We start from the raw sequence: 20501 nt of genomic DNA on the forward strand, positions 1-20501 counted from the left end.
CGTGCCGGAAAGCTTGGGTACCACGCCCGGCATCTCCACATCGATGCCTGATTGCGCACGCACGGTCTCGATGACACCGCGCGCGCGGTAATGCGGGTCGGCAGCAATATCGGCGATGGTGTAGATCGGACCGCTAGGCACCTCGGCCTCTTGCAGCGCAGCCAGAACCTCCGCGATGGGAAGCGCACCCGTCCACGCGTTGATGGCGGCATCGATCTCATCCACGCGGGCGGCGCGGCCATCGTTGCGCGCAAGACCTGGATCATCGGCCAGGTCCGGCCGGCCCATGCGCTGCATCAGGCGGCGGAAGATGTTGTCACCGTTCGCGGCAATCAAGACGTATTCGCCGCCCGCGCAGCGGTACGCGTTGGATGGCGCAATGCCCGGCAATGCCCCGCCGGCCGGCCGGCGAATGGCGCCGAATACCGAGTATTCCGGCAGCAGACTCTCCGTCAGGTTGAAGACCGACTCATACAACGCCACGTCGATCACCTGCCCCTTGCCGCCGCGCGCATCGCGTTCATACAGCGCGAGCAGCACGCCCAGCGCGCCGTGCAACCCGGCAATCGTGTCGCCCAACGACAGACCCGCACGCGCAGGCGGGCGCCCCGGCTCACCGGTCAGGTAGCGCAAGCCGGCCATCGCCTCGGCAATCGCTGCAAACCCCGGCTCGTCGCGCTTGGGGCCGGTCTGACCATAGCCCGATACGCGCAGCAAGATGAGCTTTGGGTTGATGGCCGACAGCGCCTCGTACGACAGGCCCCACTTCTCCATCGTGCCAGGGCGGAAATTTTCGATGAGCACGTCGGCCTCGGCGGCGAGCTTGCGCACGACCTCCTGGCCCTCGGGCACACGCAAGTCCACGCAAACAGACTGCTTGTTGCGCGACTGCGCCTCCCACCAGACCGAGGTGCCCTCATGCAGCATTCGCCATTTGCGTAGCGGATCACCCTGCCCCGGTGGCTCGATCTTGATGACCTGCGCACCGAAATCGGCAAGCGTCTTGGCGGCAAACGGCCCGGCAATCAATTGCCCGAGCTCAAGCACACGGATGTTCTGCAAAACCTGTGTCGGCATGGTCGTATAGAAAACGTTGAATTCAGAGTGCGGCGGGATTGCCGAGCAGATGCGTCATCAGCAGGCGCGCAGAACTGGTGAGTGCATCCGGGTCGCGCACGCCCACCAGCAGGCGCCGATGCGCCCACTCGTCTTGCAGCGGGACCAGTGCGAGACCTGCGCCCGGCAAGCTCGACACGTGCCCCTGTGCGGCAATACGCGGCAGCACCCCCACACCCAGGCCCGAGGCCACCATGCGGCAGACCGCCTCGAAGCTGCGCACCTGGATGCGTAAGCGCAGCGGCTTGCTCAGGCGCTGACTCTCCTCCAACAGTTGCGCTGCCAGCGATGTACCGGGCGGCAGGCTGACGAAATCGAACTCCACCGCATCGGCAAAACTCACCTGCTTGCGGCCTGCCAGCGGGTGGCTGCGCGGTGTGACAAGGGCGAGATCGTCCTCGCGGTAATCGAACGATTGCAGCCCATCGCATGGCGTGCCGGCAGCGAAGATACCAAGGTCCGCGCGGTTCTCACGCAGTGCGGCGACGATATCGCCGCTGTCCTGCTCCTCCAGCGCGATGCGGATGGCCGGATTGGCCAGCATGAAAGCAGCCAGATCATCGGCCAGGAACTGCGTGATCGACGAGGTATTGGCCCATACCCGCACCAGCCCGCGTGTACCGGCGGCAAAATCTGACAGGGCACCAGCCATGCGCTCGACGTCCTGCAGAATGCCCACGGCATGGCGAAAGCATGCCTGGCCGGCCTCAGTCAGCTCCACGCCCGCAGCATGGCGATACAGCAGCGGTGCGCCCACAGCGGCTTCGAGGTCGGAAATCCGCTTGCTTGCCGCAGCCACCGCCAGGTGTGATTGCCGCGCCCCGGCAGAAATGCTGCCCAGCCGGGCCACCGCCACAAACAGGCCGAGGGTGACGAGATCGAAGCGGGCAAGGTTCATCGTAGAGGCCATCCGGCGGAGTTGGAGAAATGCGACAGGTTCGTGCAAACGGTCCAGTTTTCACCGGTTGGTCATAGCACGGCGTTTACTATCGCCGGGTTTTTGCCTATTCCGAGCGCACAGCCTTGGAATTCTAGCGGCTGCCCTCTCTGTTGCGCCCATGCCATCGTCGTCTCTTCGCCTCGCATCCCGTTTTCTTTCCCACCGCGCCAAGCGCGCCGGCACCGCCCGGCGGGCCCTCATGGCCGTCATGCTGGCACTCGGCCTGCAGGGGATTGCCCTGGCAGCGGACGCCGACACGCCCAACACGGACATCCCCGAGCCAGAACGCTGGAACATTCACGGGCAGGTCACCAATGTGACGCAGTGGCACCCATCGTTCCACTCGCCATACAGCGGCACCAACAGCCTGACGGCCGACAATAACAACAAGGAAACGACCGACGTCACGCTCTACCTGGGCCTGCGCCTGTGGAAGGGCGCCGAGCTGTATGGAAACCCGGAAATCGACCAGGGTTTCGGCTTGAGCAATACCGTGGGCCTGGCGGGCTTCTCCAGTGCCGAGGCCTACAAGGTCGGCAAGAATGCCCCCTATCACAAGCTGCCCCGGCTATTCCTGCGGCAAGTGATCGACCTGGGAGGCGAACAACAGGCCATTGAGTCGGGGCCCAACCAGCTCGCGGGCAGCCACTCCGCCAATAACCTGACCATCACGGTTGGCAAGTTCTCGGTGGTCGACATCTTCGACACGAACACCTATGCGCACGATCCGCGCGGCGACTTCCTGAACTGGGCTGTGGTCGACGCCGGCGCATTCGACTACGCCGCCGACGCCTGGGGTTACACGCACGGTCTGGCGGTGGAATGGACGCAGTCGTGGTGGACGCTGCGCGGCGGCCTCTTCGCGCTGTCGAAGGAGCCCAACAGCGTCACGATCGACACGACGTGGAAGCAGTATCAGTGGGTGGGCGAGTTCGAGGCGCGCCAAAACTGGTTCGGCCGGCCTGGCAAGGTCAAGCTGCTCGCCTTTGCGACACGGGGCAAGATGGGCGGCTATGGCGATGCGGTGAACCTCGCCCAGCAGACCGGCAACACGCCGGACACCGGCCTCGTGCGGCGACTCGCCTGGCGCCCTGGTATCGCGTTGAACATCGAGCAGGAAGTCACCGACAACCTGGGCATCTTTGCCCGCGCCAGCATGAACGACGGCAGCAAGGAGACGTTCGAATTCACCGACATCAACCAGTCGGTATCGGCCGGGCTCTCGCTCAAGGGCACGCACTGGGGACGCCCGAACGACACGTTTGGCGCGGCTGTGGTGGTGAATGGCCTGTCAGGCGCGGCACGCCAATACTTTGCAGCCGGCGGCATGGGCGTGCTGATCGGCGACGGCGCGCTGAACTACGGCACCGAGCGCATTGCCGAGCTGTACTACAACGTAGCCGTCATCAAGCACCTGACGCTGGGCCTGAACTATCAGTACGTCGTCCACCCCGCATACAACCGTGATCGCGGCCCGGTATCCATCGTGGGTGCACGCATCCACGCCGAGTTCTAGAAACGCTTTGGAAGATCAGAGCTGGCGCCGATCCAGCACCGCGCGGGCGATGGTGCCCGCATCGACATACTCCAGTTCGCCGCCCACCGGCACACCGCGTGCCAGGCGCGTTGCCTTGATGCCGCGCGCCTTGAGCATCTCGCCGATGTAGTGTGCGGTGGCCTCGCCCTCGCTGGTGAAGTTGGTCGCGAGGATGACCTCGGCGCACGGCCCACCCAGCGCAGGATCGGTCGCGCGGGCCAGCAGGCGTTCGAGGTGAATTTCCTTGGGGCCGATGTTGTCCAGCGGCGAGAGCCGCCCCATCAGCACGAAATACTGCCCGCGATACGTGAGCGTCTGCTCGATCATCATCTGATCAGCGGGCGTTTCCACCACGCACAGCACGGACGCATCACGGCGCGAGTCCAGGCAGGTTTCGCAGACTTCCTGCTCGGTAAAGGTGTTGCAGCGGCTGCAGTGTTGGATCGATTCGGTGGCTTCGCTCAGCGCTTGCGCCAGACGTTCGGCACCATCGCGATCATGCTGCAACAGGTAGTACGCCATGCGCTGCGCAGACTTGGGGCCCACGCCCGGCAGCACGCGCAGGGCCTCGACCAACATCTGCAGCGCCGATGGCGTGCCCTGGCCGCTACGCGTCATGCCTGCTCCCAAACCAGCGTGTGGTGCAGCACTTCCGGCATCGGATCGTAGAAGTGATGCAACAGTGCGCGCCAGCGCTGATACTCAGCCGACTGCCGGAAACCAACGGTGTGGTCTTCCAGCGTCTGCCACTGCACCAGCAGCAGGTAATCGCTAGGCGCCTCCACACAGCGAGACAGCGTCAGCGAAATAAAGCCCTGCATCGCACCGATGATGTGGCGGGCCTCGCCAAAAGCCGCCTCGAAGGCGGCTTCCTGGCCAGGCTTGACGTGCAGTAGCGCAGATTCCAGCACCATGGCGCGATCCCGATCGGTGTGGCCTTAGAACGGCAGCTTGAAGCCCGGCGGCAGCATGCTTGCCATGCCACCCAAACCCGACGTCAGTGAGCCCATCTTCTCTTGCGTGGTCGCCTCGGCTTTGCGCACGGCGTCGTTGAATGCGGCGGCAACCAGGTCTTCCAGCAACTCCTTGTCTTCGCCTTCGGCCACCAGGCTCGGGTCGATCGACACGCGCTTCACGTCGTTCTTGCAGGTCATCACCACCTTCACGAGGCCAGCGCCAGACACGCCTTCAACCTCAATCTGGGCAAGTTGTTCCTGCGCCTTCTTCATGTTTTCCTGCATCTGCTGGGCTTGCTTCATCAGCCCGGCGATCTGGCCTTTCATCATGGTTGTTGCTCCTTGCAATGGGTCATACGAGGCGCGCCGCTTGATTGAGCGCGCCAGTGTTCAATTTGGGAATGCGTGCTCAGTGTGCGTGCGGCTGGATCGAACCCGGGACAACCTGTGCGGCAAAGTCACGCACCAGCGCCTGTACAAACGGGTTGGACGCAATGGCGTCTTCAGCATCACGCTGGCGTTGGGCACGTAGCTCCGCATCGGCAGCAGCGGCTGTCGTACGTGCAGCACCGATGTCGCACGCCACGCGTATAGGCGTACCGAAGTGCTCCGTCAGTGCAGCTTCCAGCCGCTCCACGACACCGGCTTCGGTCAATGCTGGCAGTGGTACGCGCAAACGCACGGTGACGCCCTCCACTGCCACCAGTTCGCTCTGGTGCGCAAGCTGCTGGGCCAGACCACGTATCGGCAGGCCTGCCGCGAGCTTGGGCCAATCCCCATCAAACGTGGTGAGGCTGCTTGCACTCAGGTCGGGCGGCGTGGCGGCAGCTACGGGCTCCGGCGCAACAGGCTTGGCTTGCACCGGGGCCGGTGGGGCGGCGGGTGATTCGACCGGCGCAGAACGCGCAACGGGCGCAGAAGCATCAGGACGCGCGCTCGAAGCCGAATCCCAGCCCGCGAACGCAGCATCGATCTCTTCCAGCGACGGCGAGGCAAACTCGCCGGGCATTTCATCCCACGGCGGCGGGCCATCGTCGGGCGAAGCCGCCGATGCAGCCTGCGGCCCACGGCGCGGCGGTGGCGACGCAGGTGCAGCCACTGGATTCGGGCGCGGCCCCGCGGCGGCAACAGGACGCGCGACTGGCGCTGGCGCAGGAACAGCCACTGGCGTAGCGGCTGGTGCTGAAGCGCCGCCACGACCACGGCTCGATGCCTGACGAGCAGCAGCCAATGCCTCCATGGCCGGCGAACGGCGCGCTGGCGCACTGACGGACGCTGGGACTGGCGTTTCAACCGCTGCCGCTGATGCCGGCGGGGTAACTTGATACGTCGCGCGCGGCGCCTCAACCACCGGCTCCGGACGCGCCGCAGGCGTCGTCTGCGCGACCGGCGCCACCGCGGGTGCACTCGCCGCCATGGTCGGACGCGGGGATGCAGCCGGCACGCCCGCCGACGGCGATGACACGATCCGCTTACCGTCACCACCCGAGGGCGGCGTCGCATCCCCACCCGACTGCCCAGGCTGGAACGCCAGCATGCGCAGCAACGTCATCGTAAAGCCAGCGTATTCGTCGGGTGCCAGGGCCAGCTCATTGCGGCCAAGGTTGGCGAACTGATAGAACAGTTGCACCGACTGCGCGTCGAAGCGCTCAGCCAGTCGGCGTACATCATCCGCTTCGGGCCAATCGTCCTGCACGGCGGCCGGCACGACTTGCGCCAGTGCAATCTTCTGAAGCAACGACGCCAGATCCTGCAGCGCACCCGAGAAGCTCAGGCTGCGCCCCGCCATCTCGTCAGCAATCTCGATGAGCCCCGCGCCGCTCTCGTCGGCCAGCGCATCAAGCAGGCGCACGAGGTAGCTTTGGTCAATCGCACCAAGCATGCCGCGCACCGCAGCTTCGCTCACCTCGCCAGCACTGTAGGCGATGGCCTGGTCCGTGAGCGACAGCGCATCGCGCATCGAACCCTGCGCGGCGGCAGCCAGCAGGCGCAGTGCATTCACTTCGTGGGCGACGTGCTCTTCACCGAGGATGCGCTCCAGGTGCGACACGATGTGCCCCGGCGGCATCTGCTTGAGGTTGAACTGCAGGCAGCGCGACAGCACCGTCACCGGAATCTTCTGCGGATCAGTGGTCGCGAGAATGAACTTGACGTGCTCGGGCGGCTCTTCCAGCGTCTTCAGCATCGCGTTGAAGGCGTGGTTGGTCAGCATGTGCACTTCGTCGATCATGTAGACCTTGAAGCGGCCGACTGTCGGCGCATAGACCGCGCGGTCGAGCAGTTGGGCCATCTCGTCGACACCGCGATTGGACGCCGCATCCATCTCGATGTAATCGACAAAACGCCCGGCATCGATCTCAGTACAGGCACGGCACACGCCGCACGGCTGCGCGGTGATACCGCCCTGCCCGTCTGCACCGACGCAGTTGAGCGATTTGGCGAGAATGCGCGACAGCGTGGTCTTGCCAACACCGCGCGTCCCCGTGAAGAGATAAGCATGGTGCAGACGCTGCTGTTCGAGCGCATGCGTGAGCGCGCGCACCACATGCTCCTGACCGACGAGCGTGGTGAAATCGCGAGGGCGCCACTTGCGGGCGAGCACTTGATAACTCATGCGGCGGATTGTAGCAAAGCGAGGTGGATTTCCGACGGGCTTTCCAAGGGTTCGAACATGGTGCGCGCCGAGTGAATTGCAAGGATATTCCGGTGAGGATGCGCGAGTCGGTTACAATGCCGGTCGGACGGGCCTCCTCGCATGGTGGCGCGGTCAACCTGGTCAGGTCGGGAACGAAGCAGCCACAGCCGTTTTCCGCCAGTGCCGAGGGTCAGGCTCGTCCCCCTTCTCTTTTCCCTTCTGCATTGCCCCTCCCCTGTTTGCTTGTGTCGCCCGCGTCAGAACAGCGCGCCTTGGCTATCGTCATGTGACGACTTTGCCGGCTTGGGTAGCGATTCCAGATCGATCCATTCCCCCTGCGCGGTTGCTACACCAGCGCGCACCGTGCGGCCCGGGTACATCGGTGTGACGGCGGCCACATAGCCGCGCAACTGGTCGGCATAGGCAGCACGCTCGACCGGCAAGAGACGCAGCTTGTAGTCCACCACGAGGATGTCATCACCGCGCTCGATCAGGCGGTCGATGCGCAGCAGAGCACCGTCGGGGCTGAAGAGTTCGATTTCATTGTGGGCGACATCGAAGTGCGCGGGATCGAATACGTGTGACAGGGCTTTGGCGGCCAGCATGCGGCGCACGGCTTCAGCAGCGCGGGCGGCATCGGTTTCGGTCACACCGGTCGAGCCAAACCAGCGCGCGATGGTTGCCGCGTCCGGTACCTGTTCGGGTATGCCGCGGCGCGTCAGGCGCTCCAGTACGGCGTGCAGCAGTTCGCCCTGCGCGACAGCGCCCTGATCGAACACAGGATCGGCAGCACCTTCTGCCTGTGCCATGGCAGCGCCGACGCGCACCGTTACCGTAAGGGGTGCGCGGAAATCGTGGTACGAGACGACCTCGGCCTCAGCAGCGAAGACATCCGTACTAGCGGCAGCCTCAAGCACCGGCGCGGGTGAAGCAACACCCGCCGTTGCCAGCAATGTGTACCAGCTTGCGTCGCCATCCACCTCCGGCACGTCACCTTCGTCGGTCGCCTGTGCGGCAGATGCGTCGCGCTTATTGGCCACGCCGGAGACGATCAGCGCCTGCCGTGCGCGCGTCATTGCCACGTACAGCAAATTCCAGTTCTCGCGCGCGGCAAGGTCGTCTTCCTGCTTGAACAGCGGATCGCGCGCACGGCCGCGTTCAGCCGTCTTGCCAAAGGCGGAGAAATGCGCGGGCGCTTCGGCTCCTGGCGGCCAGTCGATCAGGATGCCGGCACTGTCGGCGCGCGTGTCGCTATGGTGGGTGTCGAGCAGCACCACGAACGGTGCCTCCAACCCCTTCGATGCGTGCACGGTCAGAATCTGCGCGACGTCCAGACCTTCGCTTGCAAGTTCGGCGTCGATGGCGTCAGGCGTCTCTGCAGCATCGCTCTGCATACCTTCGTCGGGGCTTTCGTCTTCATCGCCCTGGCGGATGGCACGCAGTTCGGCCATGAACTTGGGCAGGCTCGGGTAGCGACCGCCGTCCAGGTCGAGCGCGAGCTTGAGGAACGCATCCAGGTTGGCGAGCACCTGTTCGCAATTGGCGGCGGGGGCGCATTCGGCGTAGCGGCGTTTAAGCTCGCCGGTGTAGACGATGTGGTCGAGCAGATCGTGCACCGGCAACGTGGGCGCCACTGCCAGCCAGCGTGACAGCATACGATGCGCGTGCCTCAACGCTGGGACGGTCTCGGCTTGCTGTGCCAGCACGCTCAGGCGCTCCCACCACGTACCGTCGGCGGACTGCGCGAGCAGGATCAAGTCTTGGTCGGTTGCCGCAAAGATCGGACTTCGCAACACGTGCGCGAGCGACAGATCGGCTTGCGGCGTCATCAAGAAGTCCAGCAGCGCACACAGATCCAGCGCTTCAAGCGTTGCCAGCAGGCCGCCCCTGCGCGGGCTCACATACGGCACATCGCCGTCGCGCAGCGCCCGTTCATAGTCGGCCAGATAGCGCTTGCGCCGAACGAGCAGTTGGAAATCGCTCCAGCGCACGGGGCGTTCGATGCCGTTCTCGCGGACGCGCTCTCCAGCGTGCAGCGCGCGCAGGCATGCGGCCACTTGCCGGCCTTCGTCGTAGCGTTGGGAGTCACCCGCCTCTTCGCGTGGTTCGGTGAGCGTGTCGCGTGGTGCGGCCTCATCGACCTCTGCCGCTTCAGGCACGGGCACCAACGGCAGCAGCAACGCCTGCCCGATGGGCGCGCTGACTGCCGTGCTTTGCGCCGCATAGATTGGATAGTCACCGCGCGCGCGCGCCTGCAGGAACACGGCGTTCACCCACTCCAGCACGGCTGGTGCATTGCGGCGTGTCCGATTGGTGCGCAATACAGTAGCGCTGAAATCCGCTACGAGCATCTCGCGCGCAGCATCGAACAGGCGCGCATCCGCGCGGCGAAAACGATAGATCGATTGCTTCGGATCCCCCACCAGGAACACGCTCGGTTGCGTGCCCGTACCTGCGTAGCCGGCGAGCCAGCCTTGCAGAATGCGCCACTGCATCGGATTTGTATCCTGAAACTCGTCGAGCAGCAGGTGCTTGTAGCGCGCGTCGAGCCGCACCTGCAGATAGGCTGCCGTGTCCTCGTCCTGCATCAGGCGGGCGGCCTCCCATTCCAGGTCGGTGAAGTCCATCGCACGTGCCTGACGCTTGTAGGCTTGATAGCGATCGATGAGTGCATCGCCCAAGGTGAACAGCGCGGCGTTGACGGCGCGCACATGCATTTCCTGGCGACGTGCCTGATAGACAGTCAGCGCCTCACACAGGGTGGCATGCAGGGCAACCAAGGTGAGCGCCTGCTCGTCGCCAATCGCCTTGATGAGCGCCTTGGTCGGCTTGCAGGCGCGCGCCTTGCCGGTTTGCGTGTGGAACGCGCCAAACAGGTCGTCGAAGGCCAGCCTGCGCGCGGATGCATCCGATGTATCGATCGAACGTGCAGACGTGACCGCCGTTTCAATCTGCGTCGCACGCTTGCTTTCGGCGGCACCGCCCTGCCCCAGCCAGCCGGATATGCGCAGCATGTCGGCCAGCAAGGTTTCGTTTTGCAACGCTTCGATCAGCGGATCGGTATGTGCATCGTCGCCAAGCAAATCATCGAGCGGGTTCAGCGGATGCTCGCCAGCTTGCGCCTTGTAGGCCCACCAGTCGCTGCGCTGATGGAACATGGCGTCAAGCAATCGCCCAGCCTGAAAGTCCCCCACCAAGTCCGCAAGCGTTTCGTACACAGCGCGCAACTCGGCGTGATCTTCCGCCAGCAGGCCACGCCAGAACGGCGCCCAGGCTTCGCGGCGCAGCCGCCCGGCATCTTCGCGCAGCGACGCCCCCTGCGGCACGCCAGATGACAGCGGCGCCCCGCGCAGCAACGAACCGAACCAACCGTGGAACGTGTCGATCGCCATGCGCTGCGGCGATTCCAGCACGCGCGCATACAACCCGCGTGCCGCATCGATCAGCGCAGGAGCATCGCGCTCGTCGACCGTGCGGGCGATCAGTTCACGCACAACGCCTTCGTCGTCCGCGCTCGCCAGTTGCGCGAGGATGTCCAGCAAGCGCTGACGCATCTCTTCGGCTGCCTTGCGCGTGAAGGTGATGGCAAGGATGTCGGATGGTGCGGCACCGGCCAACAGCAGGCGCAGCATGCGCGTGACCAGCAGCCACGTCTTGCCGCTACCCGCACAGGCCTCCACCACGACCGAGCGCAGCGGATCACACGCGGCACGCGAGAAATCTTCTGGCGTGACCGGGGCACCATCGCGCTCGTAGGCGAAGTCACTCATGCCTGCCCCTGCGTCGGCTCACTTGGCGCGCCTGTGGTCCAGTACCCCTTGCGGCACAGGCCACGTGCTGCGCAATAGCGGCACGCCGATTCGTCGCCAAAGGCCGGCAATGGCGCGCCAGCCGCCAGGGCGGTCATGTCTTTCTCCATCTGTTCGAGCAGCCAATCCACCACTTGCTTGAAGTCCGGCAACGCGACGTCGCGTTTATCACCGCGCGCCTCGCCGTCGAGCGAGACCCAGCCACCCGCATCAGCACGCGCATCGAGCACACCGTAGAACGGCAACTGGCAATCTTCGAACGGCGTCTTGGCGCGACGCACCAGCACCATGGGCGATTGTGTCTTGTAGTCCAGCACCGCTACGCCGTGTTCGCGATGCACGTCGATGCGGTCGATGCGGCCGCGCAGGCGCAGCGGACGCTCATCCGGTAACGTGATCGACGTATCGACATCGACCTCACCCGCTTCAAAGTGCCAGCCCTCCGCCTCGCGCGCGGCCTGCCACGCCAGGTACGACGGCATCACCGCCTGCCAGCGGCGATAGAAGCGCAACGCGTTGCCGTCCTCGGCCAACATCGGGCCAAATTGCTCGTCGGTGATGGTCTGCAGCAGCGCCTGGCGATCAGCCGAGTCGTGCATCGGCGCGTCCAGCAAGTGCCGATGAAAGCGGTGCAGGATCGTGTGCAGGACCTCGCCGACGTCGCGCTTCTCCAGCTCGTCGGACACCTCTTCCAGCTCACCCAGCTTCAGCATGCGGCCGACGAAGAATTGGTACGGGCAGCGGCGCAGGCTGTTGTAAGCCGCAGCACTGAGTGTGGATGGCACCAGCGCGGGTGCGGCCGGCGCGGGCATATCGGTTGACTGACGATGGGTCTGCAGGTTCGGTAGAACAACCGGCATGTCGATCCGCACACCTGCCACGGCCAGCCGTCGCTGCAAACGCTCAAGCCAACCGGAGAGGCGGTTGGGTTCTCCGCGCCCCCCGTGGCGCTGCCAGGTGAGCACAACTTCGGGCTGATTGAGCAGCACCTCCGCCAAGTCACGCGCCTGCTGAGCGAAACGTTGTGCGCGGTCCGGCAAGCCCAGCTCGCGACGCACATCGTTTGAGAAGAACAGCCATTCCGGCTGCGCGGATGGCAATTGCGCGTCGTCGCAACCGACCACCACCACGCCGTCGAAACGCCGCATGCGGGCACCGTTCAGCGGCAGGATGACGACACGCCGGTCCGCCGGTGGTGCGGGCTCGCTGAAGACAGCGGATTCGAGCAGCATCGACAGCAGCGCGCGCCATTCCGTGAGTGAGAAGCGCGCAACGGCATCCGTACTGCCATGTACGGACGCACGCAGCCGGTCAATCCAGTCGAGCAGCTGGCGCCCCGCATCATCGTTCTGCAAACCAGTGCGCATGTGCAGGCGGTCAAGCGTGCCGGCCAGCAGCGTGACCCACGCTTCGAGCGTGGCGGTGCCAGCGCGGCGCCACAGCGCAGCTTCGTCTGCCAGCAGGCCCAGGCGGTCAGCCAAGCGACTGACCTGCGGCTCGCCACTGGCCTCTTCGGCAGGGCGATCGGCCACCAGGCGGCGCAGACGCCCCCATCCACCCGACACGTTGTGCCTGCGGATGCGGCGCTCCAGCTCTGCAACCCAAACAGGCGTGGCGGTGCCGACATCTGAGTCGCGCAAACAGAACGGGCTCTTGATGAGGTCAAGCAACGCAGCGGTATCGCCGTCACCCTGCACAACATCCACCCAGCGCATCAGCGCGGCGGCGGCGCGTGTTGTGGAAAGTTTCCAGCCGGTTTCATCGCGCACGGGCACGTTCACGCGCGCCAACAACGCCCGCACACGCCGCGCGACGATGCGGTCCTGCGCCACCAGCGCCAGCGAGCGCCGCCCCGCATTCAGCCAATCGACCAGCGTGTGCGCAGCAAAGGCAGCCTCATCCTCAAACCGCGCCGCGCCGGCGATGCGTAGGACAGGCGCGGGAAGCCCAGCGTCGGAATCCTCGTGCGCCGCCTGTGCCGGCGTGGCGCACTCGGGCCAGGCATGCAGCAGCAGATCGCGAAAATCGGCATGCGTGGCCGGACTGCCGGATGACACCACCTCGGGCGCGTTCCAGTCGTAACCAATCGCCAGCACGGGCACGCGTTCAGCTGCGCGCTGAAGGAAATCAAGATCAACGGCTTCAGGGTCGGTCGGACTCATCCAGACCATCGGCCCCTGCAATGCCTCCAGCAGACGCCGCATGGCATGCAGCCGCACCGGAATGGGGTCAGCCGCACCCGACAGCAACCGCCAGAACGTCAGAACGATGCGCGATTCCGTGCCAAGAAAGCGCTCGGACAACTGTGCGTACGTGCGCTCCAGCGCTTCGGCCAGCGCCGCTTCCAGCGCATCGGGGCGCTCTTGCGCATCGCTGTCGGCCGCATCCAGCGTGAGCCACCGCTGCGACAGCTCGTCTGACACGGTGACCATCACCTGCGCCACCCCCCACAGCGCCGCATCGTCCTGGGCACCGAGCGCTTCGCGCAGCCACGCTTGCGTCTTGAGCGCCTGCTGCACAGCAAGCAACCGCGAGAGCGTGGTACGTGCAGCAGGGAAACCCGGCTCTGGTGGCAGATCAAGCAGCCAGTGGCCAAGCGTCAGAATGCGCGGCAGCAGACGTGGCATGCCAGACGCCTGCGCACTGGCATGGAGGGCGCTGCGCACACCCGGGATTTGCGCGGCAGTCGGTACGACGACCGTACCGGCGCCGGACGATTGCGCGTGCGCGTCCAGGAAGCGCCACGTCGCATCGGCAGCGCGTGAGAGAAATGCTGGACCGGGCGCAAAGGCAAGCGTCTGCATGCAGCGAGGGAAATGGGCGATGAACTGCGGCCGTGGCTATCAGCGTGATAGCGACAATCAACGGTTGAAAATGGGGGCGCCGGTACTATATCAGCAGCATCCGCGCTGGCAGTGGCCCCAATGCACGTCTGTCCGCGTAATCGTGTAATGTATGGGTTCGGCGCACGTCGCCAGCTTTTACGAAATAACAGAGGTTCCCGCCATGAGCGAACAGATCAAGTATGTGAGCGACGCGTCCTTCGAGGCCGACGTGCTCAAGTCCGACAAACCCGTGCTGGTCGATTTCTGGGCCGAATGGTGCGGTCCGTGCAAGATGATCGCCCCGATCCTGGACGAAGTCTCCAAGGACTACGGCGACAAGGTGCAGATCGCCAAGATCAACGTTGATGAAAATTCCGGTGTGCCGGCCAAGTTCGGCATTCGCGGCATCCCGACGCTGATCCTGTTCAAGAACGGCGCCGTCGCTGCGCAGAAGGTTGGCGCACTGTCCAAGTCGCAACTCACCGCGTTCCTGGATAGCCACCTGTAAGTCGTCGGTATTCGACTGCGGCGCGGAGTACATCTCGCCGCCCAGTTACAACGCTGGCAATCTTCCGCCTGGAAGCCCGCCAGCGTTGTGCTAAGATTGCACCGAATCTGTTTCCCCGAGCGTTCGCTCGACCTTTTCCCCCTCCCCCCGTTTCTCGTTTCGCTGCCCGTTCGGGCCCTTCCCATTCTTTCGTCTATGCATCTGACAGAACTGAAATCCCTGCACGTGTCCCAATTGCTGGAAATGGCGGGACAGCTGGAGATCGATAACGCCCAGCGCATGCGCAAACAGGAATTGATGTTTGCCATTCTGAAAAAGAAGGCGAAACAGGGGGAAACGATTTTCGGTGACGGCACGCTCGAAGTGCTGCCCGACGGTTTCGGTTTTCTGCGCTCGCCGGAGACCTCGTACCTGGCCAGCACCGACGACATCTACATCAGCCCGTCGCAAATCCGCCGTTTCAATCTGCACACCGGTGACACGATTGAAGGTGAAGTCCGCACGCCCAAAGACGGCGAGCGCTACTTTGCGCTGGTGAAGGTCGACAAGGTCAACACCCAGCCTCCTGAAGCGGTGAAGAACCGCATCATGTTCGAGAACCTGACGCCGCTGCACCCGAACAAGCCGCTCATACTCGAACGCGACATCAAGGCCGAAGAGAACATCACCGGCCGCATCATCGACATGATCGCCCCGATCGGCCGCGGCCAGCGCGCGCTGTTGGTGGCGTCGCCCAAATCCGGTAAGACCGTGATGCTGCAGCACATTGCACATGCCATCGCGACCAACCATCCGGAAGCCGAACTGTTCGTGCTGCTGATCGACGAGCGCCCGGAAGAAGTGACCGAAATGCAGCGCACCGTACGCGGCGAAGTGGTGGCCTCGACCTTCGATGAACCAGCGGTGCGCCACGTGCAGGTGGCCGAGATGGTCATCGAAAAGGCCAAGCGTCTGGTTGAGCTGAAGAAGGATGTGGTGATCGTGCTGGACTCGATCACGCGCCTGGCCCGCGCCTACAACACCGTGGTCCCGACCTCGGGCAAGGTGCTGACCGGTGGTGTGGACGCCAACGCGCTGCAACGCCCGAAGCGTTTCTTTGGTGCCGCACGTAACCTGGAAGAAGGTGGCTCGCTGACTATCATCGGTACGGCACTGATCGAAACCGGCAGCCGCATGGACGACGTGATCTACGAAGAATTCAAGGGCACCGGCAACATGGAAGTGCACCTCGAGCGTCGCCTGGCCGAGAAGCGCGTCTACCCTGCCATCAATCTGAACAAGTCGGGCACGCGCCGCGAAGAGCTGCTGATCAAGCCGGACATCCTGCAAAAGGTCTGGATCCTGCGCAAGTTCATCCACGACATGGATGAAGTCGAGGCGATGGAATTCCTGCTCGACAAGCTCAAGTCGACCAAGAACAACGCTGAATTCTTCGACATGATGCGACGCGGCAGCTAAGTCTCTCCTGACGTCTTTTGCACGTACCGAAAAGCGCACCCGAAACGGTGCGCTTTTTTATTGCCACATCAACAGCTTGATTGATCAGCGGATTTCCTCGTCAAAGTTGTGAAATTCGCTAGTTCATTTGCATTACAAGTGTGGCGCGCAACCGTTTGCTTCCATCGTCCTAAAACTGCATCGCAAAAGCGGAACCCGGCAACCATACTGCAAGCCTGCCTGGGCCGAGCCGCTGGATCCAGAGCAGGAGGGAATCACCAAAAATCGAACGGGGGAAACCATGCGCGAAGAGTCGCTGGAATGTACTGGTGCGTGCCGAACCGTCGTAGTCGCGTCACGTGCGGGGATGGGGGAGATCGACGAAACAATTCTGGGAGCTGACTGGCACGTTCGACGCGTAACGTCGATGCGCGAGCTCGGCAGCGCTATTCGTGACGGTGTGCCCAAGGCCGGATTGATCGATTTCAGCAGCGCTTTTTCTGCAGCCGATCTGGATCTGCTCGAGCGTTGCATGCAGGTGCCGCACGTGGGCTGGGTGGCCGCGCTGCCGCCTGCCATGCTAACCCATGAACGCGTGCGCCAGCTCGTGCGCGACTACTGCGTCGACTACGTGCAGATGCCGCTGCGCACCGATGAAACCGCATATTCCCTGCGTCATGCGTGGGGAATGGCGTCCCTCGCGCAAGAAGCAACGCCCGCCCCCAAGGGGAACAATGCCCGCATGCTGGGCGAATGCCCGGCCATGCACAACCTGCTCCGCGCCATCCGCAAGGTTGCGCAAAACAGCGCACCGGCCTTCATTGCCGGCGAATCCGGTACGGGTAAGGAGCTGACTGCGCAGGCCATCCACGAGGCCTCGGCACGTGCAAGCGGTCCATTCATTGCGATCAACTGCGGCGCGATACCGCCCCACCTGATTCAGTCCGAACTGTTCGGCTACGAGAAAGGCGCCTTCACCGGCGCGCATCAGCGCCATATCGGCTGGGTCGAGCATGCCAATGGTGGCACGCTGTTCCTCGATGAAATCGGCGATCTCCCGCTGGAAAGCCAAGTGAGCCTGCTGCGCTTCTTGCAACAAGGCACGATCACTCGGCTGGGCGGGCATCAGGCGATTCCACTGGACCTGCGCATCATCTCGGCGACACACGTCGACCTGGAGGCCGCCCAGCACCACGGCGGTTTCCGCACCGACCTCTTTCACCGGCTGTGTGTGCTGACGCTGTCGGTGCCGCCGCTGCGTGAACGCGGCAGCGACATCGTGCTGCTGGCAGAACACATCCTCGCCCAGCATGCGAGCGAGGCCTCGCACCGCATCCGCGGTTTCACGCCGTGCGCGCTGCACGCGATGATGCATTACCCGTGGCCTGGCAACGTGCGCGAACTCATCAACCGCGTGCGCCGTGCACTGGTGATGACGGACAATCGCAAGATCTCCGCCGCTGACCTCCATCTGGAAGGCTACGCGTCGGTATCGGGCCAGACGCTGGAAGAAGCGCGTGAAGGTGCCGAGTCCGATGCCATCCGCACGGCCATCGCCCGCAACGGCTTCCATATGGGCATGACGGCGCGCGAGCTGGCGGTATCCCGCGTAACGCTGTACCGGCTGATGCAGAAGCACGGCATCCGCGCGGAACATCCGTTGCATCCTGCCTCGGCCTGATCCCATCGCCTGCCACTCCTTACTGTCTCGGGGCGTAGCCTGCGTGCTGCGCCCCGATTGTTTTAAGCATTCGCCCAATGCAGTACGTTGCGTGACAGGCAATACCGTCTCGAAGCCTGTCGAGCAACACAGCCCTGGTCACCGTATGAGTGGTGGCGCCAGGGCTGCAAAAGCAGTCGGATTGGCTTGCATGTCGATCTCCTCTCCCTGAATTGCCGTTATAAAAAAGTGCCCGCCGGGGGACGGAGCACGAAAGCGTTGGACGTGACACGCCCCGTCTGCGCCACCACGTCCGGCAGGGGACTGCCGGCGGGTGGTTCAATCTGGTGACACTGCGTGAATGCAATCGATGTTCCGCGCCAACAAGCACGTTGCGGTAACGCTACGCTTGCAACACACATTGCCCGTGCCCCGGGCCACGCCAGCCGATGCACGGCAGCACACCCGCCTGCACCCAAAGCGTCGGCTTCGTCACAGATGTCATCAACCCGGACACCTCCTGACCGTGCCGCGGCCGTGCAAATCAACATGAAAGCGACTCTCTGATGGCTCAACAGCGCGGCTTTCAACACTGTCCCCAAATATGGGCGATAGCACCGCGTGGGCTTGCCTGGAACGACTGCACCTGCGATGGCCGACATGGCCTGCCGGCACACACTGTGAAGATTTGCCTGATGGGCGTTGAGCATGGCACCGACCTGCCACCCAACCCCCACTTTCGGGGGGATTGCACCCTGCCCCCCGCACGATGGATTGTTAAGCCACGCATGCGATGTACTCAGTTCACCGTCGGAGAGCACCGACATGGCAGGGCCGCTGGACAGATCGAATGCGCGGGTGGGATAAGGACCGAGCGCGGTTCGCACCGACAACGTATCGGTAGGAACGCCTCGATCGGCGATACGCAGCGCGAATGTGCGCTGTCGGATGATGTCGCCGTCTTCTGCGAGCGCCGGCACCATGACGACCATGGCCGCATGACTCGCGACCATTCCGGTCATATCGATCGTCCACCAGAGCGGCAAACGTCGAGCACGGCGCTGCGCGGACATTGGCATGGCTCGCTCCTCCCCGAATGACAGTAGAGCGACATCCGTGCCAAGACGATTAAAGCTTTGTTTTTACGGGATATTCAGCGCATGGAAGACGAATCGCCCCGATCAGGCGCGCGTTTTTGTGTCATGGCCGAAACAGCCACTGCCGCAAAGCTCGGCCTGAGGGTCGAACCGTGTCTCCTGAGTGAATTGCGCGCCCTGGCGAACACTGGTCTACAGTAGCCTGAGCGCGTCAACAAGGTTCCCGAGGCATGGCCGTGCCGTCTGTCATTTTCGCGAGACGCCACTAAAATGATTCGGAACGGGGGTCTGCTCCGGCCTGCTTCTCGCTTGGGGCGACAAGGATGTTCGCAAGATCGGTAACAGGTCGAGAACAACGATGAACACTGTTTTGATCGAAGCCCATCCGTTGGTGCGTACGGGCATTGCGCACCTGCTGCGGACGCTCAAGGGCGTCACCGGCGTCACCGTCGTCGAGCCGGACGACGGCATGTTTGACGCCATTGAAACCAATGCCGACGCGGGTCTTCTGGTGATTGGCCTGCCGCTTCCGCATCTGGACGAGCTCTCGGCCATCGGCGAGATCATGCACCGGCCACACGCACGCCACGTGGTCGTGCTGGCCGAATCTGAATCCCCCGACATCATCCGCACGCTCATGCAGATGGGCTTGTCGGGCTATACGCTCAAGCATTCGCCCGGCGAGGTCATTGCGGCCTCACTGGAACTGGTGCTGGTGGGCGGGCAGTACATCCCGGCCAGCGCGCTGCTGCCGGAGTCCCGCCTGGACGGCGCACCCAATCCCGCGCTCGTCGGTGATCCGCAAACCGATCCCAAGCTGCTCGGCATTACGCCGCGCCAGTACGAGATTCTGGTGCTGCTGTCGCGCGGGCACCCGGTCAAGACCATCAGCCGCATGCTGAACATCTCCGAGGCCACCGCCAAGGCCCATATCAGCACGCTGTACCGGCGCCTGAAAGTCCGCAGCCGCACCGAGGCCGTCTACGTCGCCAATCAGCGCGGCGCGCGGTTGCTCTCCGTAGCCTGATCCCACCAAGAACGAAAGCGCGCGTCGATATACTGGGCGCATGCTTTCGTCCGTCTTCCGCTGGTTTTCCGGCCGCGCGCGTTCGCGGCGCCTGGCGCGTTACGCCATCTCCGATACGCATTGGTCGCGCGCGCTCGCTGGCCTGCCCTTTCTACTGGATTGGCCCGAGTCCGACCTCGCACGCCTGCGTGAAACGGCCACGCTCTTCATCGCCGAGAAGGAATTCACCACCGCGCACGATCTGCCGCTCACCGACGAGATGGTGATCAGCATCGCCATACAGGCCAGCGTGCCGATCCTGGCGCTTGGCATCACGTGGTATCGCGGCTGGCGCGGCGTGGTCATCTACCCTGGCGAGTTCGTCATCCGCAAGGAGGTGATGGACGAAGACGGCGTCGTACACAACGTGCGAGAAGAAGCCGCCGGCGAGGCGTGGGAGCACGGCCCGGTCATCCTTTCGTGGCAGGACATCGAGCTGGGCGGCGCGCTGGCCCAACCCGGCGCGCAGCCGTACAACGTGGTCATACACGAGTTTGCGCACAAGCTCGACATGCTCAACGGTGAGTCGGATGGCATTCCTGCGTTCTCCTCGCAGCTGCATGCCGGCATTGATCGCGAGCAATGGGCCGACGACCTCTACGCCGAATACGACGCGTTTGCAGACCGCTGCGAGCAGCTCCCGGAACATCGCTGGGATGCCGACCCGATTCTCTCGCTGCTTGATCCGTACGGCGCACAGCATCCGGCGGAGTTCTTCGCGGTGGCCTCCGAGGTGTTCTTTGTGGAGCCAGCCTCGCTGCTCGATACGCTACCCACGCTGTACGCGTTGATGCAGGCGTTCTACCTGCAGGACCCGGCACGGCGCATGCTGCTTGCCGAGCAACGCCAGGAGGGTTTCCCGTCATGAGGGCATATCGCGACGTCACGTCGCATCGTATCGATGCCTGCCACCGA

Annotated in this window: 15 protein-coding genes and 1 other RNA gene; 7 read left to right on the forward strand and 9 right to left on the reverse strand. The window is 63.9% G+C overall.

Annotated elements, in window-relative coordinates; translation table 11 throughout:
- A partial coding sequence (locus JHD73_RS01580; protein ID WP_199027026.1) for a CaiB/BaiF CoA-transferase family protein occupies nucleotides 1–1077 on the reverse strand: 1077 nt, incomplete at its 3' end.
- Nucleotides 1078–1099: 22 nt separating this feature from the next.
- Nucleotides 1100–2014 carry a LysR substrate-binding domain-containing protein gene (locus JHD73_RS01585; RefSeq protein WP_199027027.1) on the reverse strand — a complete coding sequence of 305 codons (915 nt, stop codon included), beginning with the start codon at nucleotides 2012–2014 and terminating at the stop codon, nucleotides 1100–1102.
- Nucleotides 2015–2255: 241 nt separating this feature from the next.
- On the opposite strand from JHD73_RS01585, the gene JHD73_RS01590 reads away from it, so the two are divergent.
- Complete coding sequence (locus tag JHD73_RS01590; protein WP_233176742.1) at nucleotides 2256–3572, forward strand: carbohydrate porin; 1317 nt, start codon at nucleotides 2256–2258, stop codon at nucleotides 3570–3572.
- A 15-nt stretch (nucleotides 3573–3587) separates the two neighbouring features.
- Here JHD73_RS01590 and recR read toward each other — a convergent pair whose 3' ends face one another.
- From recR to JHD73_RS01610, 4 genes are all read right to left on the reverse strand, one after another.
- On the reverse strand, nucleotides 3588–4211 hold the full coding sequence (gene recR, locus JHD73_RS01595) for a recombination mediator RecR (RefSeq protein WP_199027031.1): 624 nt from the start codon (nucleotides 4209–4211) through the stop codon (nucleotides 3588–3590).
- Nucleotides 4208–4507, reverse strand: a complete 300-nt coding sequence (locus JHD73_RS01600) for an antibiotic biosynthesis monooxygenase (RefSeq protein ID WP_199027033.1) — start codon at nucleotides 4505–4507, stop codon at nucleotides 4208–4210. Before JHD73_RS01600 ends, recR begins: the two co-directional genes overlap by 4 nt.
- Before the next feature lie 24 nt (nucleotides 4508–4531).
- Entirely contained in the window at nucleotides 4532–4879 is a 348-nt protein-coding gene (locus JHD73_RS01605; RefSeq protein WP_199027035.1) for a YbaB/EbfC family nucleoid-associated protein, read from the reverse strand.
- Nucleotides 4880–4958: 79 nt separating this feature from the next.
- Nucleotides 4959–7163 carry a DNA polymerase III subunit gamma/tau gene (locus JHD73_RS01610; RefSeq protein ID WP_199027037.1) on the reverse strand — a complete coding sequence of 735 codons (2205 nt, stop codon included), beginning with the start codon at nucleotides 7161–7163 and terminating at the stop codon, nucleotides 4959–4961.
- Between the two features lie 126 nt (nucleotides 7164–7289).
- Between JHD73_RS01610 and ffs the strand changes: the two genes are divergently transcribed.
- An RNA gene (gene ffs / locus JHD73_RS01615) (signal recognition particle sRNA small type) lies at nucleotides 7290–7388 on the forward strand.
- Nucleotides 7389–7441: 53 nt separating this feature from the next.
- On the opposite strand, the gene JHD73_RS01620 is transcribed toward ffs, so the two are convergent.
- Nucleotides 7442–10954 (reverse strand): exodeoxyribonuclease V subunit beta, encoded by a 3513-nt coding sequence (locus JHD73_RS01620; protein ID WP_199027039.1) that lies wholly within the window; start codon nucleotides 10952–10954, stop codon nucleotides 7442–7444.
- Nucleotides 10951–13797, reverse strand: coding sequence for a PD-(D/E)XK nuclease family protein (locus JHD73_RS01625; protein WP_199027041.1), 2847 nt, complete (start codon nucleotides 13795–13797; stop codon nucleotides 10951–10953). The genes JHD73_RS01620 and JHD73_RS01625 overlap by 4 nt, the downstream gene beginning before the upstream one ends.
- Before the next feature lie 202 nt (nucleotides 13798–13999).
- Between JHD73_RS01625 and trxA the strand changes: the two genes are divergently transcribed.
- The 3 genes from trxA (at nucleotide 14000) to JHD73_RS01640 (ending at nucleotide 17444) form a co-directional block, all read left to right on the forward strand.
- Nucleotides 14000–14326 (forward strand): thioredoxin TrxA, encoded by a 327-nt coding sequence (trxA, locus tag JHD73_RS01630; protein WP_199027043.1) that lies wholly within the window; start codon nucleotides 14000–14002, stop codon nucleotides 14324–14326.
- A gap of 195 nt (nucleotides 14327–14521) precedes the next feature.
- Entirely contained in the window at nucleotides 14522–15784 is a 1263-nt protein-coding gene (gene rho / locus JHD73_RS01635; RefSeq protein WP_199027045.1) for a transcription termination factor Rho, read from the forward strand.
- Nucleotides 15785–16064: 280 nt separating this feature from the next.
- The gene (locus tag JHD73_RS01640) at nucleotides 16065–17444 is read left to right on the forward strand and encodes a sigma-54 dependent transcriptional regulator (RefSeq protein WP_199027047.1); all 1380 of its coding nucleotides are present in this window, start codon (nucleotides 16065–16067) and stop codon (nucleotides 17442–17444) included.
- A gap of 218 nt (nucleotides 17445–17662) precedes the next feature.
- Here JHD73_RS01640 and JHD73_RS01645 read toward each other — a convergent pair whose 3' ends face one another.
- A complete protein-coding gene (locus JHD73_RS01645; protein ID WP_199027049.1) occupies nucleotides 17663–18502 on the reverse strand; it encodes a hypothetical protein in 840 nt (279 codons plus the stop codon).
- Between the two features lie 376 nt (nucleotides 18503–18878).
- Here JHD73_RS01645 and JHD73_RS01650 point away from each other — a divergent pair, with 376 nt between their 5' ends.
- Both JHD73_RS01650 and JHD73_RS01655 read left to right on the forward strand, forming a co-directional pair.
- Nucleotides 18879–19547 carry a response regulator transcription factor gene (locus JHD73_RS01650; protein ID WP_199027051.1) on the forward strand — a complete coding sequence of 223 codons (669 nt, stop codon included), beginning with the start codon at nucleotides 18879–18881 and terminating at the stop codon, nucleotides 19545–19547.
- A gap of 40 nt (nucleotides 19548–19587) precedes the next feature.
- Complete coding sequence (locus tag JHD73_RS01655) at nucleotides 19588–20454, forward strand: zinc-dependent peptidase (protein WP_199027056.1); 867 nt, start codon at nucleotides 19588–19590, stop codon at nucleotides 20452–20454.
- The last annotated feature ends 47 nt before the right edge of the window (nucleotides 20455–20501 follow it).

The sequence above is a fragment of the Ralstonia sp. ASV6 genome (genome assembly GCF_016429285.1).
Classification (GTDB): Bacteria; Pseudomonadota; Gammaproteobacteria; order Burkholderiales; family Burkholderiaceae; genus Ralstonia; species Ralstonia flaminis.

Bases quoted from the DNA above. Each gene is read 5' to 3' on its own strand.
- trxA (WP_199027043.1), top strand. From the start codon at position 14,000: ATGAGCGAACAGATCAAGTATGTGAGCGACGCGTCCTTCGAGGCCGAC.
- recR (WP_199027031.1), bottom strand. From the start codon at position 4,211: ATGACGCGTAGCGGCCAGGGCACGCCATCGGCGCTGCAGATGTTGGTC.
- JHD73_RS01585 (WP_199027027.1), bottom strand. From the start codon at position 2,014: ATGAACCTTGCCCGCTTCGATCTCGTCACCCTCGGCCTGTTTGTGGCG.
- JHD73_RS01645 (WP_199027049.1), bottom strand. From the start codon at position 18,502: ATGCCAATGTCCGCGCAGCGCCGTGCTCGACGTTTGCCGCTCTGGTGG.
- JHD73_RS01620 (WP_199027039.1), bottom strand. From the start codon at position 10,954: ATGAGTGACTTCGCCTACGAGCGCGATGGTGCCCCGGTCACGCCAGAA.
- JHD73_RS01600 (WP_199027033.1), bottom strand. From the start codon at position 4,507: ATGGTGCTGGAATCTGCGCTACTGCACGTCAAGCCTGGCCAGGAAGCC.
- JHD73_RS01625 (WP_199027041.1), bottom strand. From the start codon at position 13,797: ATGCAGACGCTTGCCTTTGCGCCCGGTCCAGCATTTCTCTCACGCGCT.
- JHD73_RS01640 (WP_199027047.1), top strand. From the start codon at position 16,065: ATGCGCGAAGAGTCGCTGGAATGTACTGGTGCGTGCCGAACCGTCGTA.
- JHD73_RS01590 (WP_233176742.1), top strand. From the start codon at position 2,256: ATGGCCGTCATGCTGGCACTCGGCCTGCAGGGGATTGCCCTGGCAGCG.
- JHD73_RS01655 (WP_199027056.1), top strand. From the start codon at position 19,588: ATGCTTTCGTCCGTCTTCCGCTGGTTTTCCGGCCGCGCGCGTTCGCGG.
- rho (WP_199027045.1), top strand. From the start codon at position 14,522: ATGCATCTGACAGAACTGAAATCCCTGCACGTGTCCCAATTGCTGGAA.
- JHD73_RS01605 (WP_199027035.1), bottom strand. From the start codon at position 4,879: ATGATGAAAGGCCAGATCGCCGGGCTGATGAAGCAAGCCCAGCAGATG.
- JHD73_RS01610 (WP_199027037.1), bottom strand. From the start codon at position 7,163: ATGAGTTATCAAGTGCTCGCCCGCAAGTGGCGCCCTCGCGATTTCACC.
- JHD73_RS01650 (WP_199027051.1), top strand. From the start codon at position 18,879: ATGAACACTGTTTTGATCGAAGCCCATCCGTTGGTGCGTACGGGCATT.